This window comes from Deefgea sp. CFH1-16 (assembly GCF_016881365.1).
GTDB lineage: Bacteria > Pseudomonadota > Gammaproteobacteria > Burkholderiales > Chitinibacteraceae > Deefgea.
The window spans coordinates 980,027-992,837 of the sequence record NZ_WLYT01000001.1; the positions used below are offsets into that span (position 1 = coordinate 980,027).

A 12,811-nucleotide genomic window follows, 5' to 3' on the forward strand; every position below is an offset into this window, starting at 1 on the left:
TGCGGAAATATACGCTGAATTATAAGGCTGCAACTTGGCGTGGTTTAGCCTGACTGAGCTTGCTATTGATGTCTAATGTCAGATTGCCCGGATTGTCGACCATCACCGTAGTCGAGAATTCTGGCGCAGTGATTTTGCTCGGCTGCTCAAAACGCACCAAAATATCGTAATAGGTTTTCAGTCTTTCAACATAAATCACCGGTGCTCCGCCGCGCGCATAACCGTATTTTAAGGTACTAAAATGTTCGGCTTTGCGCAACAAAGGTAAAACGCCTTTTAGATCAGTCCAGCTATCAGGATTTTTATCTAAACGTTGTGCCAAAGTGCGCGCATCTTCAACATGGCCCAAGCCAATATTATAAGCGGCCAAGGCTTGCCAAGTGCGATCTGGCTCTGGCACACGCTCAGGAATACCTTTACGCATCAGTTGCACATAACGCGCGCCGCCTAAGATGCTCTCTTGTGGATCTAGCCGATTGACGCCGAGCAAAGACGCCGTGTCGTTGGTCAGCATCATAATGCCGCGAACACCCGTTGGCGAGATTGAGGCGTTGTCCCAATGCGATTCTTGGTAAGCCAAAGCCGCCAATAAGCGCCAATCAATGCCGGTTTCAGCTTCAGCTTTTAAAAAGGTCGCTTTAAATTTCGGTAAAGTTGATTTGATGCGCCCGAGATAAGTCAGCGCATCCACCGGATCAACTCGATTGATATGGCCATAATAACGGTCTTGCAAACGGCCTAATGAGCCATCGGCCATCGCCTGACGGAAAAACGTCGACACCATGGTTGATAGTTGACTATCCCCTTCCATCATGGCCCACGATAATTGCTGTGCACTTTCGCCAAAAGACTTGGAGATCGCTACATTGGGATAATAATTTTGTGCAATTTCGGCCGCATGCGAATCCACCACGGCGTAATCGAGTTTGCCGGACGCGACCAATTCAATCAAATCTTCGTTATCAACTTGATCAACGGTATTCCAGAGCAAATTTGGAAACTTAACTTTATGTTGCTGCAGTGAAGCGGTGTATTGCGGCAAGGTACTGAGCGTGCCTTGGCCTTGTTCGATCTGACGCAAAACATTGCTTTCATTGCGCGCTGCGGGATAAACCAGAACCGGCTTCACCGTTTGATAACCCGGGCCAAACACCAAGCCCTCACCATCAATATCACGGTGCACACCGACGGCCATATGCGCTTCTTTACGCTTTAAACGCTGCACCACTTCGCCATACGTCGCGGCCATAATAAAGCGAACTTTTAAGCCATGTGCCTCGGCAAAACGGGTGACTAAATCGTATTCAATCCCCGCATAACGCCCTTCGGCATCCACGTATAAAGTGGTTGGACCATTTTGTACCAGCACGGTCAATTCTTTTGACTCCGCCCATGGTAATACACGTTGTGCTGTTGACGAAAGGTTGCCACAGCCCAAAAGTAAACACGCTGAGAGCGCAGTTAAGAATCTCTTCATGCCTAGCCTGTTGATCGTTAAGTTGAACGCATTGTGCCAAGAAATTTGAAAAACAACAAATTATTCAAGCACATCTGTGAAATGTACCTGCAAGCCAGCGCCAAGAAAAAACACCGCCAAGCAGCGCCAATACACGCGATCAGTAAAAAAAAAAAAGTCCTCACCATCATCAATCAGTAAATCACGACACTTTTTTTCGCTTTTGGCCCTCAATCGCCACCGATCGACAGCCAAAAAACAGCGAGCCAAGCCAAAAATCAGCTGGCGTTTTTCGCCGGCCACTGATTTTTACCTCGATTAAAAGCTACAAAATTTGCAGTGCAACATTAAGCCATTTTAAACGCGAACTTCGCGCAAAAAAAATGCCCAACTTGGCAAATTGGGCCACACGGCGTAAACTGCGCCCTCTTGTTGGAGAGGTGGCAGAGTGGTTGAATGTACCTGACTCGAAATCAGGCGTAGTAGCGATACTATCGGGGGTTCGAATCCCCCTCTCTCCTCCAAGCCCAAGATCAAAAAGCCCAGATTAAAAATCAGGGCTTTTTGCATTTATACAAAAAAATTGATCGATTAAGCGTTCGCGAGTTTAAAACGGCTAATTGCTTGTTTTAAATTATTAGCCAACAGCATTAAAGAGCTCGATGAGGTTGCGACTTCCTGCACCGCTGCATTATTTTCTTCAGCCATTTGTGCGATTTTCTCGACATTGTGGGCTAGATCTTGGCTCACTGCTTTTTGCTGTGCAATCGCGGCTGAAATACTATTGACGGCGGTTTGTACTTTATTCGAGCCATCTTTAATTTGCTCCATCACCTTATGTGTTTGCTCAGATGCATGAGCCACGCGCTCGGATTGATTTGTACCCCCACTATTTGCTGTATTATGGATACCGGTAATCATTCGAGTAATTTCCATCGCTGATTGAGTGGTGCGTTCAGCTAATTTACGTACTTCGTCGGCAACCACCGCAAAACCACGGCCTTGCTCACCAGCACGAGCCGCTTCGATCGCGGCATTTAATGCCAATAGATTGGTTTGATCGGCGACATCTTTAATGATGACTGCAATATTGCCAATTTGTACTGAATTTTTTTCCAAATCCAATAATTTTAAATTAACGTCCACCAAAACTTCACGCATTAAATCAGCCGATTCTGCCACCTCATGCCCTCCAGAATTAGCCAATACGCCAGCTTCGCCAGCTTGCTGATTAGCCATAGTTGCATTTTGCAAAACACAATCAATGCTACTGCTTAACTCTTCAACCCCGGTGGCAGAAGATGCAGCAGATTCAGATTGTAATTGTGAACTATGCGCAACCTGTTCAGCCGCAGTTGCTAATGCACTACTCATGCTCAGTAATTCATTACTTTCTCGAGCAATTAAGGTAATCGTTCCAGACAACTCTTTTTGCATATGCTGTAATGTTTTCTGCATAATGCTGAGTTCATCTTGTCCGGTAATTACAATTTGCCCAGATAGATTTCCGGTACCAATAGTCGCTAATTCATTTTTTAAATCGTCTAATGGCTGATTAATACTGGCAGAGATTTTTGATCCCATCACCATGCTAATTGCTATTGCCAGCAGTGAAACCAAAATACAAATAATAATAGAAGTCCAATAAGCATCGTTGCTTTCACGCAGTGCATCATCGGCTAATTTCTTATTAAGGATAACTAATTCACTCAATGCATCGTCTAATGGCTGAAATGCTGCGATAACTTGATTCGATAAAAGCTCTGATGCTAATTGGATATTATTTGCTTTGCCGGCAGCCATTGCCGGTGCCGTGGTTTTAATATATTCGGGCCAAAGCGTATCTACTTTTTTTAGTAAATCAATTTCTGTTTGAGTTAACGAGGTGGCACGATATTTATCAAGTAGCTTTTTATAATTGGCCTCATAGCTCGATATTGAAGCCAAGATTGTTTCCATCTTTTTTTCATCAGGCTCCACAGCGTAGGCATACAAGGCCCGATGATGGTAAATCGCAGCCATATTGGCATTAGCTAGGTCCATAATCGGCGTAAGCTGGTTATCGTACATATTTACGGATTGAGCGTGCATCGATCTGGCAAACCAAATGGCCATGCATCCTAAGCTCAATGTCAATGAAGCACAGATCAAAAAACCAATGATCAGTCGTTACTACTGATTGAATATTTACGCAAGAGGCTCATTGAGTTTTACCCATCCATAGTTAGCCATTCTTAAACCCGTCAAGCAGCCATCAAAAATGATTGATTCGGCCAAGTCTGATTACTGTTTAGTAAATATATTAGTCAGTTACAAGCTGCAATTTATTTTTCAATTTCTTACATAAAAAATAATGGCAACAATTTCACTTACGCATAAAAACTTCCAATTCAACACCATGGCACTATCCGCGCCAATCGCTGGCTGCAATGCTATTTCAACTTTGGGAAACGAGCTGGCTGACTGACTAACTGACTGACTGACTGACTGACTGACTGCATCACCTTGCTGGCACCGCGCGCTGGCGGCAAGCGCCATTTTTTGCAATATGACCTCGTGGTCAGTACATCAAAATCATTTTCGCCTACCAGCAACGACACCACGCCGCGTATCCAAGCTTGCTGGTCCAGCATAGTGCCTGCCTCACACTCCCCGAGATGGGCGCTGGCTATCTGGATCACTTACTCAATCCGTATAAGCAGCTAACGCAAAACATCGGCAAATCCAGCGCCATGAGCGACAACTATGCGGGGATTACTTGGGGGCAAATTGATCGCGCCAGCATTATGCCGACATTTGAAAAACTACAGCGCTCGCCCGCTGCAATGCGCGCCATGATTGAAGAATTGGTGCTCGATCCGGTGAAGTCACTACCGGAAGTGTTAGAGCGACAATTGCAGCGGCAACAGCAAGTCAGTATTGCGGCACTGGGTTGGGAAGATTTGGCGCGTTTAGATCGATTGTTATTGCTGGGGATTGCCGAAGGTCGGCAGCAATTTTATGAGACCAAATACCGGCTTTGGCTCGCCGAACAAACCGCAAGCCCAGCCATTAGCGCCTCGCAAATACCAAGCAGCTTTTAAAAAAATGCAAAGAAATCGGGTGATTGCGCAATTGGCGAATCAATGGCAAATCATTGACCCACAATTGAGCAAACTATTGCGCCGCAATCATGGGAATAAACTCAGTGAATCAGCGCCGATGCGGCATTGGCGCGAGTGCGCTGTAAAATCTGCCGAGTGTGTTGGGCAATCATCCATTCTTCATGCGTTGGAATCAGCCATGCGCTCACCGCGCTGTCTGCGCGGCTAATGCATGCAGCGCCAGCTTGATTGGCGGCCTCATCCAAATCAAGCCCCAGCCACGCCGCCGCTTGGCAAACACGCTGCCGAATCAGCGGCGCATGCTCGCCAATGCCAGCGGGTAAAACCAAGGCATCGACGCCGCCCATGGTTGCGGCCAGCGCGCCCAACTCGCGGGCGATCCGATACACAAATAAATCCACCGCAAACTTGGCCTGTGGTTCATCCGAATCGAGCAAGGTGCGCATATCACTTGATACGCCAGAAACGCCCAATAAACCCGATTGTTGATACAGCAGTTTTTCGATTGCGCGCACGTCCATTTTTAATTCATCAATCAAATACAGCACCACACCGGGATCTAAATTACCGCAGCGCGTTCCCATCGGCAGGCCATCAACGGCGGTAAAACCCATAGAACTGGCCACGCTTTTTCCATCTTGAATCGCACACATACTGGCGCCATTGCCTAAATGCAGCACCACCACTCGGCGTGCCTGCGCAGCGTATTGTGGCAACACGGTCGTAATATATTCATAAGACAAACCATGAAAACCATAGCGCCGCACACCCAACTCAGTGATCTGCTGCGGAAGCGCAAAGGTTTGTTCTACAGCAGCTTGGGTGCAATGAAACGCCGTATCAAAACAAGCCACCTGCAGTAAATCAGCACGCTGCTTGAGTAAGATCGAGATCGGCTTGAGATTATGCGGCTGATGCAATGGTGCCAGCGCCGTGAGGCAACTTAAATCTTGCACAATCGCTGCATTGAGCGCCACGGGCGCGGTATAGCGCATTCCGCCATGTACCACCCGATGCCCAACCGCCACTAAATGGTGCGTGCCCAATTGCTCACGCAAAAATTCAGCCAAAAAACGCCAGAGCGCCTTCATGGCCGAGTGACTCACCTTCAAGCCATTGTTTTTCACCGATCAACGCCCCTAGCGCATCTTTCACTTTAAATCGCGGCGCGGTATACAGCCGCTCAAGTTGGCCGGTTAAGCCCGCATTGAGCGCATCTTCTTGAAGCAAAAATAGCGAGAATTTAAGGCTGGAAGAGCCCGCATTCAAAACTAAAATGGCCTCGCTCATACCGCCACCGCTTGCTTTACGTTGACGCGTGGCGATTCGGCCAGCGCTTGCTTTAAGCTGAGCCGCTGCGATTCCGCCACCAAGGCAGCCACCGCGCAAGAGGCCAAGCGCGTCATTACAGAATCGGCTCGGCTAGTCAAAATAATCGGCACGCGCGCGCCAAGTACAATGCCAGCGGCGTCAGCCCCTGCCATAAAGGTCAAGCTTTTGGCCAGCATATTGCCCGATTCCAAATCTGGCGCCACCAAAATATCGGCCATGCCGGCCACCGGAGAGTCGATCTTTTTGATTTGTGCCGCCTGTAGATTGATGGCATTGTCGAGCGCCAATGGCCCATCTAAAATCCCGCCGGTGATTTGCTGGCGGTCGGCCATTTTGCACAGCGCCGCAGCTTCAACCGTTGAAGGAATATCAGGGTTAACGGTTTCCATTGCCGATAAAATCGCCACTTTGGGGGTACCAAATCCCAAGGCATGCGCCAAATCGATGGCGTTTTGTACGATGTCCACTTTGTCTTTGAGCGTAGGCAAAATATTAATCGCGGCATCGGTAATGATGATGGCGCGATCTAAACTCGGCACATCCATAATAAATGCATGGCTAATTCGCCTTGCGGTGCGCAAACCCGTTGCAGTACGCACCACCGCCGCCATTAGCTCATCGGTATGCAAGCTGCCTTTCATCAGCATTCTGGCCTTACCTTGATGCACTAATTGAACAGCCGTTTCGGCGGCGGCTTGGCTATGCGCAGCGTCAACCAGCGTAAACCCAGAAATATCTAATTTAAAAACTCAGCGGCAACCGCCTCAATCTTGCCCCTTGGGCCAACTAAAATCGGCAGCAAAATCCCTGCTTCAGCCGCTTCAACCGCGCCGCGCAATGAGCTTTCATCGCAAGGATGAACCACCGCCGTGGCCACTGGGCTGAGCGCCTGACTGCGTGCGATCAGATTTTGATATTTTTCATGCGCCATATTGTTGCCTCTAGGGTCGATTGATATTGGGTTTACTCGCTGCCTTGCTGCGGATATTGGCCCAAAGCAAGGCCAAAATCGCCGGAGAAGCCATCAATTATTGCAGTGAATGAACCGGCGTTCTCTGAGCCACAAATAGCGTTTCAATTTCATGTAAGCGCGCCGTTGCCGCCGCGCTCATCTCACCAGTGGCCTGTACAATGCGCCGAATCACATCCAATGCGGCCTGCCTTTTGGCTAAATCCGCAGGCAACATGTCGACCATCGTCGCCAAAGCGCGATCTTGATCTAAGCGCAATGAAAAATACTGTTCACGCAGCTTTTGCTTAAATTCACTCAATGGCAGCGCCTCATTTTGCGAACGAATTAAGCGCAAAGCATTAAATGCCCGCTCATCCACGCCGTCCCCCGCCATGCCGATATATAGCAAGGCGCGAATCACCGCTTCACGCAAACCGCCTTCGGCCATATTGGCGTTAAAGTGAGCGATGCGCTGCTGAATAAAAGCTTGGCGCTCTGGCGAGATATCTGAGATCGCAGGACAAGACGCCTCGGTGATTCCGAGCATCTGCTGCAATATCGGCGAGCCATAAATTGAGATAAACAACTGCTCCATCGCGCGATCACGCTGATCTCGGTATAAATTGAGTGCGCTCATCATCTGTTCTGAAAACAGATTTTGCCATTTTAAAAATGGATTATCCGCAGCCACCGGCTGACGATGCTGGCGAACCCACTCCGCGCATTGCGGCAACATCGACATCATTGGATTTTGATTTGAAAAAACTGAAGCCGGCGCCAGCGCCGCAAAACATGATTTTAAATATTGATTCAACGGGGTATTAACCGCCAGCCTAATCAAGGTTGGACCCAACGTCGATACCCTTCTAAATTGATTTCGGACACTCGCGCCACCGTGGCAAAGCGTAATGCGTCATCCAGATTGGGCTGAACAATCTGGCGAATATCGGCCAAAGTGCGCGGCTCAAAACGTACAATCCAGTCGCCTTCAACCCATTCTGGATTAACCACCTCGGCGGTTTTGGGCGTCAGTACCGCCTCGTACAATCCCGGCGGCAAGACATCGATCAGATCAATATTGCTGGCAAACTCTTGATGCTCTTTTTTCGCCACGCTGCCTGAGACAAAAATACCTAAATGCCCCACATGATCGTGCACCGCATACACAATGGTTTGCCCACACAGCCGCAGCTCGTCATCACTGGCGTAGATATCGCTAATCCAGCCCAGCGCCTGCTGTGGCGGGGTAATGTTGTCGCCTTTCGAGCAAAAACAAATAATCGGCGAGCGAATATTGCGTAAATCAATTCGCTCGCCCGCTTGCGTCTCAATCTGCCCGCTTGAGAGCCGATTGCCGATAAACAGTTGATCAACAATCCATTGAATTTCTTCGCTATTTAAATTGACATGCGCGCCCCACCATTTTTCAAACGCCAGAAAACGTGCGCCGCCATGGTCGATATCGGACCAAATCTCGTAATTTTTGCCCCACAGGGTATTGGCTGGATTGAGGTTTTCAAAATTCTTAACCAAATTTCCGCCATCAAAAATACCATGACCTAAATCGCTAGTGAGTGCGGTGATCCAACTACCACCGCTCAAGCCGCCGGTATAGCGCATTGGATTTTCACCCTCAACGCCCGCCCAGTACGACAACGGCGCGCCAGGCACAATCACTGGGCCACATAATTCAGGTCGCGTCGCCGCCAACATCATCACTGCCCAGCCCGCTTGGCAATTGCCAATAATGCACGGTTTTCCTTCGGCATCAGGATGTAGCTCAATGACTTTTTCAAGAAATTTTGCCTCAGCATGCAGGATGTCTTCTATCGTTTGGCCGGGCATCGGGTCGGGCGTAAAGCCAACAAAATAACAAGGATGCCCTGCCGCCATGGCCACACCAATTTCACTATCAGCTTTAAAACCACCGATGCCCGGGCCATGGCCCGCCCGAGGATCGACCACCACAAAAGGGCGTTTTTTGGGGTCGATGACCTGCGCCGCAGTGGGCTTAACACGGACCAATAAATAATTCACTGCCGTGGCAAAAGTGCGCGCATCCAACACTAATTCAGCGTCAAAACTCAGCACATGTGGCACGGCCTTGTTTTTTTGCGCTTCATTTTGTTCACTACGCTGGCGCAGTAAATCAGCAAACAACACCGTGCGCTGCATCGCATCCAGCCAATATTCAAACCAAGGATTTTGCGCGCATGGCAACTGCGGCGCGGGCGCCGCAGGCTGGGTCACGCTGCTGGCCGCACGACGACGGGAACTCTGACTAGCCACTTTCGACATCTCACTACTCCACAATGATTGAATTTTCGACTGATCACGATGCATTAAACTGGGCGAGTCCCTGCTCAAGCCATGATATTGACGCCACCATCGACATAAATCGTCTCGCCAGTCAGGCGGCGTGCATAGGGTGTTGCCAGATAAGCGCAGGTATAACCGACATCCATAATGTCAACTAACTCGCCCACTGGTGCGCGCTCTGCCGCCGCATTGAGCAGTAAATCAAAGTCTTTTAGTCCAGAAGCCGCGCGGGTTTTGAGTGGCCCCGGTGAGATCGAGTGCACTCGAATCCCCTTGGGGCCCAATTCATACGCCAGATAACGACACGACGCCTCCAGCGCGGCTTTTACTGGGCCCATCACGTTATAGTTGGGCACAACTTTGCATGCGCCGTGGTAAGTCATCGCAAAAATGGTGCCGCCATCAGTCATCAAAGGCGCAGTCAATTTGGCCATGCGAATCAAAGAATGCACCGAAATATCCATTGCCAATGCAAAGCCATCGGCCGAGCAATCGAGCAGACCGCCTTGGATGTCTTCTTTTTTGGCCGACGCAATCGAATGCACCAAGATATCGATCTTGCCCCATTCTTTTTCGATCCGCGCAAACAACGCTTCTAATTCACCGGGTTTAGACACATCCAATGGTGCAAAAATTGAAGCGCCAAGGGCTTGCGCCAGTGGCTCAACATGCGGTTTGGCTTTGTCATTTAAATAAGTAATCGCCACATCAGCGCCAACGGCGCGAAAAGCCTGCGCGCAACCATAAGCAATCGAGTCTTCGTTAGCGACCCCTACCACCAGCGCCTTATAGCCAGCCAAAATAGGTGTCGGGTTTTCTATCGTCTTCATCTGGTTTTCCGTCTAGTTGAATCATCATCACACATTGATCGCAGCGGCGATTTTACCCTCAAACATATTACGCCAAAATTTCTAACAAATAACACCAAAAGAAAATATCGGGCATATTAATTGATGCGCCGCAACAATAAAGTCGATTTAAATGCGCCAACCTCTCGCCTCAGGCAAAAAAATACCGCCATATTTGGCGGTATTTTTTTTGCAAGCAACGCACGCTAACACGTGGCGTAGTGAATTAAAGCAATCGGTGTTGCATCGCGATAATCGCCGCCACATTGCGCGCCACGCGATACAAATTATCACTCGCGCCTGCAAGGGCTTCTTCTAGCGGCATGGCTTTATGCACGCAATCAAACACCGCATCAATGCCGTATTCATGCACAATATCCACGTCTTCACGCAGACAACCGCCAATAGCAATCACCGGTAGATTAAATTGCTTGGCCAGTTGCGCCACGCCAATTGGCGTTTTACCAAAAAATCGTTTGCCCATCCAAACGGCCTTCGCCAGTAATCACTAAATCAGCGTCTTGCAACTGATCAGCCAATTTAGCGGCGTCGAGCACAATATCAATCCCACGCCGCAATTGGCTATTGAAAAACGCCAAAGCCGCCGCGCCCATACCACCCGCAGCGCCCGCACCGGCAGTCATCTCGACATCACGGCCGATTTGCTGACGAATCACCTGAGCAAACCGCGCCAATGCCGCGTCCAAGGTCTGCACCATTTCAGGGGTTGCGCCTTTTTGCGGGCCAAAAATACTGGATGCGCCATTGTCGCCGGTTAATGGATTATCCACATCGCACGCGACTTCAAACTGACATTCTGCCAAACGCGGATCGAGCAAACTTAAATCAATCGTTGCCAAATGCGCCAAACTTGCGCCGCCCGCAGGCAGGGCTTGGCCTTGTTCATTTAAAAATTGGGCACCCAAAGCGCGCATCATACCGGCACCGCCGTCATTGGTCGCCGAGCCACCAATGGCCAAAATAAAGCGCCGAGCGCCGGCATCTAACGCGGCACGAATTAATTGTCCGGTACCTTCGCTCGAAGTAATTAAAGGATTTCGCTGCGCGGCAGGCACCAAAGCCAAACCACTGGCGGCGGCCATTTCAATCACGGCGGTGATGCCATCCCCCCATCAAACCCCAAGTGGCATTCACCGGCTCACCCAAAGGACCGTGCACCGTGCATTGATGACGGCTGCCGTTAGATGAATCAATCAGCGCGTCCAACGTCCCCTCGCCGCCGTCGGCAACCGGAATTTCTACCAACTCAACATCGGGCAATTGCGAGCGAAAAGCTTGGGCAATAATGTGCGCTACCGTTTGGGCGCTCAGTGTTTCTTTAAATGAATCTGGGGCAATGACAATTTTACGCATTTCAATTTCTCCACCGCGCCGCACCCGACGCCGTATCTGTTACGTCAACTTAATCTCAATAAATAAACGGGTATAACCATGCAAGGCTTATTCAGCATTAACCTAGATTAAATACCCCATAAATTAATGTCGCAGTGATGGTGATACCCATACCAATGGCAGCTTCATACGGGATCATTTTCAGACGCTCTTTCATTTGCATGCCCACAGCACCGGCCGTTGAATGGAAGAAACTACCGTGTGGCAAGCTATCCAAGACCGTCGCCCCAGAGTGAATCATCACCGCAGAACCCAAAGGCGCTACGCCTAAAGTGGTCAGCGTTGCAGCAAAGACTTGCGAAGCCACCGCCGTACCTGCCGTGGTCGATGCAGTGGCCATCGACATCAAAATACCTGCCACTGGCGCCAGCACATAAGCCGGTAATCCTAGGTTGGCAATGCCATCAATCAACACATTTTTGAGTTCCGAATTAGCGACAATCCCGGCCAAAGTCCCGGTACCGAGCAGCATCACCGCCACCGGCAACATTCTTTGCAAACCGGCAGTGCTGTAGTGATTTAATTGGCGAATTTTGCCCATCGCCAAGGTACCGGCAATCCCGCCGACTGGTAGCGCAATCAATGGATCTACTTTGATATCAAATAAAGGACGTAAGGCCAGCAAACCAATGGCCACGCTTGGTGCCACGATGGCGGCACCAAAACTCGGCAGCACTTTGTTGTGATCTTTGTCGTGCACTTCACTGGCGTGCACCGCCGAGCCAAAATGGCTTAAACGACGCGCTAATAGATAGGCGACTAATAAACCCACCAAGCCTGGAATCACCCCACCCATCATGACCGAGGTGAGCGATTGGTGAAATGCATCGGCCGCCGCAATGGTATTGGGATTGGGCGACATCACATTGCCCGCTTTACCGCCACCAATCATCGCCAGCAGCACCGCAAAACGCGAAATATTAGCCCGCTCTGCAATCAACAAGGCAATCGGTGCTACGGTAATCACCGCCACATCCACAAACACTCCAACCGAAGTCAGAATCATGGTCGCGACTGCCAACGCCAATAAGGCGCGCACTTCGCCCAATTTACCGACGATGGTGTCGGCAATGCGCGCAGCGCCACCCGATTCGATCAGCACGCCAGCCAACACCCCGGCCGCCAAAATCCGCAATACCGCAGGAATAATATTTTTAGCGCCGCCCATCATTAATTCGACGGTGTACACCAAATCAGCACCGCCAACCAAACCGCCAATTAAAGCCCCGGCGACCATGCCGTAAGTCGGCGAAACTTTCTTTAGGATCAGGCCAATGGCCACGGCCAAGGCGACAATCGCGCCCAGTGTGCTGACTAATTCCATAACAAGACTCCTTTAAACCGGATGTAGCGCTTCAGTAAGGACTACATTTTCTGCCGATTTAAA

The 12,811-nt window shown here is 49.7% G+C and carries 10 protein-coding genes, 1 tRNA gene and 2 pseudogenes; 2 read left to right on the forward strand and 11 right to left on the reverse strand.

Annotation, left to right across the window (positions count from 1 at the left end):
* Positions 1-19: 19 nt before the first annotated feature.
* The gene (gene mltF, locus GKO28_RS05225) at positions 20-1,477 is read right to left on the reverse strand and encodes a membrane-bound lytic murein transglycosylase MltF (RefSeq protein ID WP_182075584.1); all 1,458 of its coding nucleotides are present in this window, start codon (positions 1,475-1,477) and stop codon (positions 20-22) included.
* Positions 1,478-1,890: 413 nt separating this feature from the next.
* On the opposite strand from mltF, the gene GKO28_RS05230 reads away from it, so the two are divergent.
* Positions 1,891-1,980: transfer RNA gene (locus tag GKO28_RS05230), tRNA-Ser, on the forward strand.
* Between the two features lie 67 nt (positions 1,981-2,047).
* Here GKO28_RS05230 and GKO28_RS05235 read toward each other — a convergent pair.
* Complete coding sequence (locus GKO28_RS05235; RefSeq protein ID WP_282099390.1) at positions 2,048-3,622, reverse strand: methyl-accepting chemotaxis protein; 1,575 nt, start codon at positions 3,620-3,622, stop codon at positions 2,048-2,050.
* Between the two features lie 165 nt (positions 3,623-3,787).
* On the reverse strand, positions 3,788-4,003 hold the full coding sequence (locus tag GKO28_RS05240; RefSeq protein WP_182075586.1) for a hypothetical protein: 216 nt from the start codon (positions 4,001-4,003) through the stop codon (positions 3,788-3,790).
* A 71-nt stretch (positions 4,004-4,074) separates the two neighbouring features.
* Between GKO28_RS05240 and GKO28_RS05245 the strand changes: the two genes are divergently transcribed.
* Positions 4,075-4,539, forward strand: a complete 465-nt coding sequence (locus tag GKO28_RS05245; protein ID WP_182075587.1) for a hypothetical protein — start codon at positions 4,075-4,077, stop codon at positions 4,537-4,539.
* 101 nt (positions 4,540-4,640) lie between these two features.
* Here the strand turns inward: GKO28_RS05245 and GKO28_RS05250 are convergent, their stop codons facing one another.
* The 8 genes and pseudogenes from GKO28_RS05250 to GKO28_RS05285 form a co-directional block, all read right to left on the reverse strand.
* On the reverse strand, positions 4,641-5,666 hold the full coding sequence (locus GKO28_RS05250; RefSeq protein WP_203563930.1) for an acetate/propionate family kinase: 1,026 nt from the start codon (positions 5,664-5,666) through the stop codon (positions 4,641-4,643).
* Positions 5,623-5,850 carry a hypothetical protein gene (locus GKO28_RS05255; protein ID WP_203563931.1) on the reverse strand — a complete coding sequence of 76 codons (228 nt, stop codon included), beginning with the start codon at positions 5,848-5,850 and terminating at the stop codon, positions 5,623-5,625. Before GKO28_RS05255 ends, GKO28_RS05250 begins: the two co-directional genes overlap by 44 nt.
* A complete protein-coding gene (locus GKO28_RS05260) occupies positions 5,847-6,626 on the reverse strand; it encodes a phosphate acetyltransferase (protein ID WP_307839081.1) in 780 nt (259 codons plus the stop codon). Before GKO28_RS05260 ends, GKO28_RS05255 begins: the two co-directional genes overlap by 4 nt.
* 2 nt (positions 6,627-6,628) lie before the next feature.
* Positions 6,629-6,823, reverse strand: coding sequence for a hypothetical protein (locus GKO28_RS19330; protein WP_247646388.1), 195 nt, complete (start codon positions 6,821-6,823; stop codon positions 6,629-6,631).
* A gap of 97 nt (positions 6,824-6,920) precedes the next feature.
* Positions 6,921-9,187: pseudogene (locus GKO28_RS19335) on the reverse strand (DUF3141 domain-containing protein).
* 20 nt (positions 9,188-9,207) lie between these two features.
* Positions 9,208-9,993, reverse strand: a complete 786-nt coding sequence (fabI, locus tag GKO28_RS05275) for an enoyl-ACP reductase FabI (protein ID WP_182075590.1) — start codon at positions 9,991-9,993, stop codon at positions 9,208-9,210.
* A gap of 244 nt (positions 9,994-10,237) precedes the next feature.
* A pseudogene (locus tag GKO28_RS22670) lies at positions 10,238-11,385 on the reverse strand (glycerate kinase).
* A gap of 97 nt (positions 11,386-11,482) precedes the next feature.
* Positions 11,483-12,748: a GntP family permease gene (locus tag GKO28_RS05285; RefSeq protein WP_182075591.1), complete on the reverse strand. Its 1,266-nt coding sequence runs from the start codon at positions 12,746-12,748 to the stop codon at positions 11,483-11,485.
* Between the last annotated feature and the right edge of the window lie 63 nt (positions 12,749-12,811).

What these genes read in the sequence shown, in the direction of transcription:
- mltF (WP_182075584.1), bottom strand. Translation starts at nt 1,477, where the DNA reads ATGAAGAGATTCTTAACTGCGCTCTCAGCGTGTTTACTTTTGGGCTGT.
- GKO28_RS05255 (WP_203563931.1), bottom strand. Translation starts at nt 5,850, where the DNA reads ATGAGCGAGGCCATTTTAGTTTTGAATGCGGGCTCTTCCAGCCTTAAA.
- GKO28_RS19330 (WP_247646388.1), bottom strand. Translation starts at nt 6,823, where the DNA reads ATGGCGCATGAAAAATATCAAAATCTGATCGCACGCAGTCAGGCGCTC.
- fabI (WP_182075590.1), bottom strand. Translation starts at nt 9,993, where the DNA reads ATGAAGACGATAGAAAACCCGACACCTATTTTGGCTGGCTATAAGGCG.
- GKO28_RS05285 (WP_182075591.1), bottom strand. Translation starts at nt 12,748, where the DNA reads ATGGAATTAGTCAGCACACTGGGCGCGATTGTCGCCTTGGCCGTGGCC.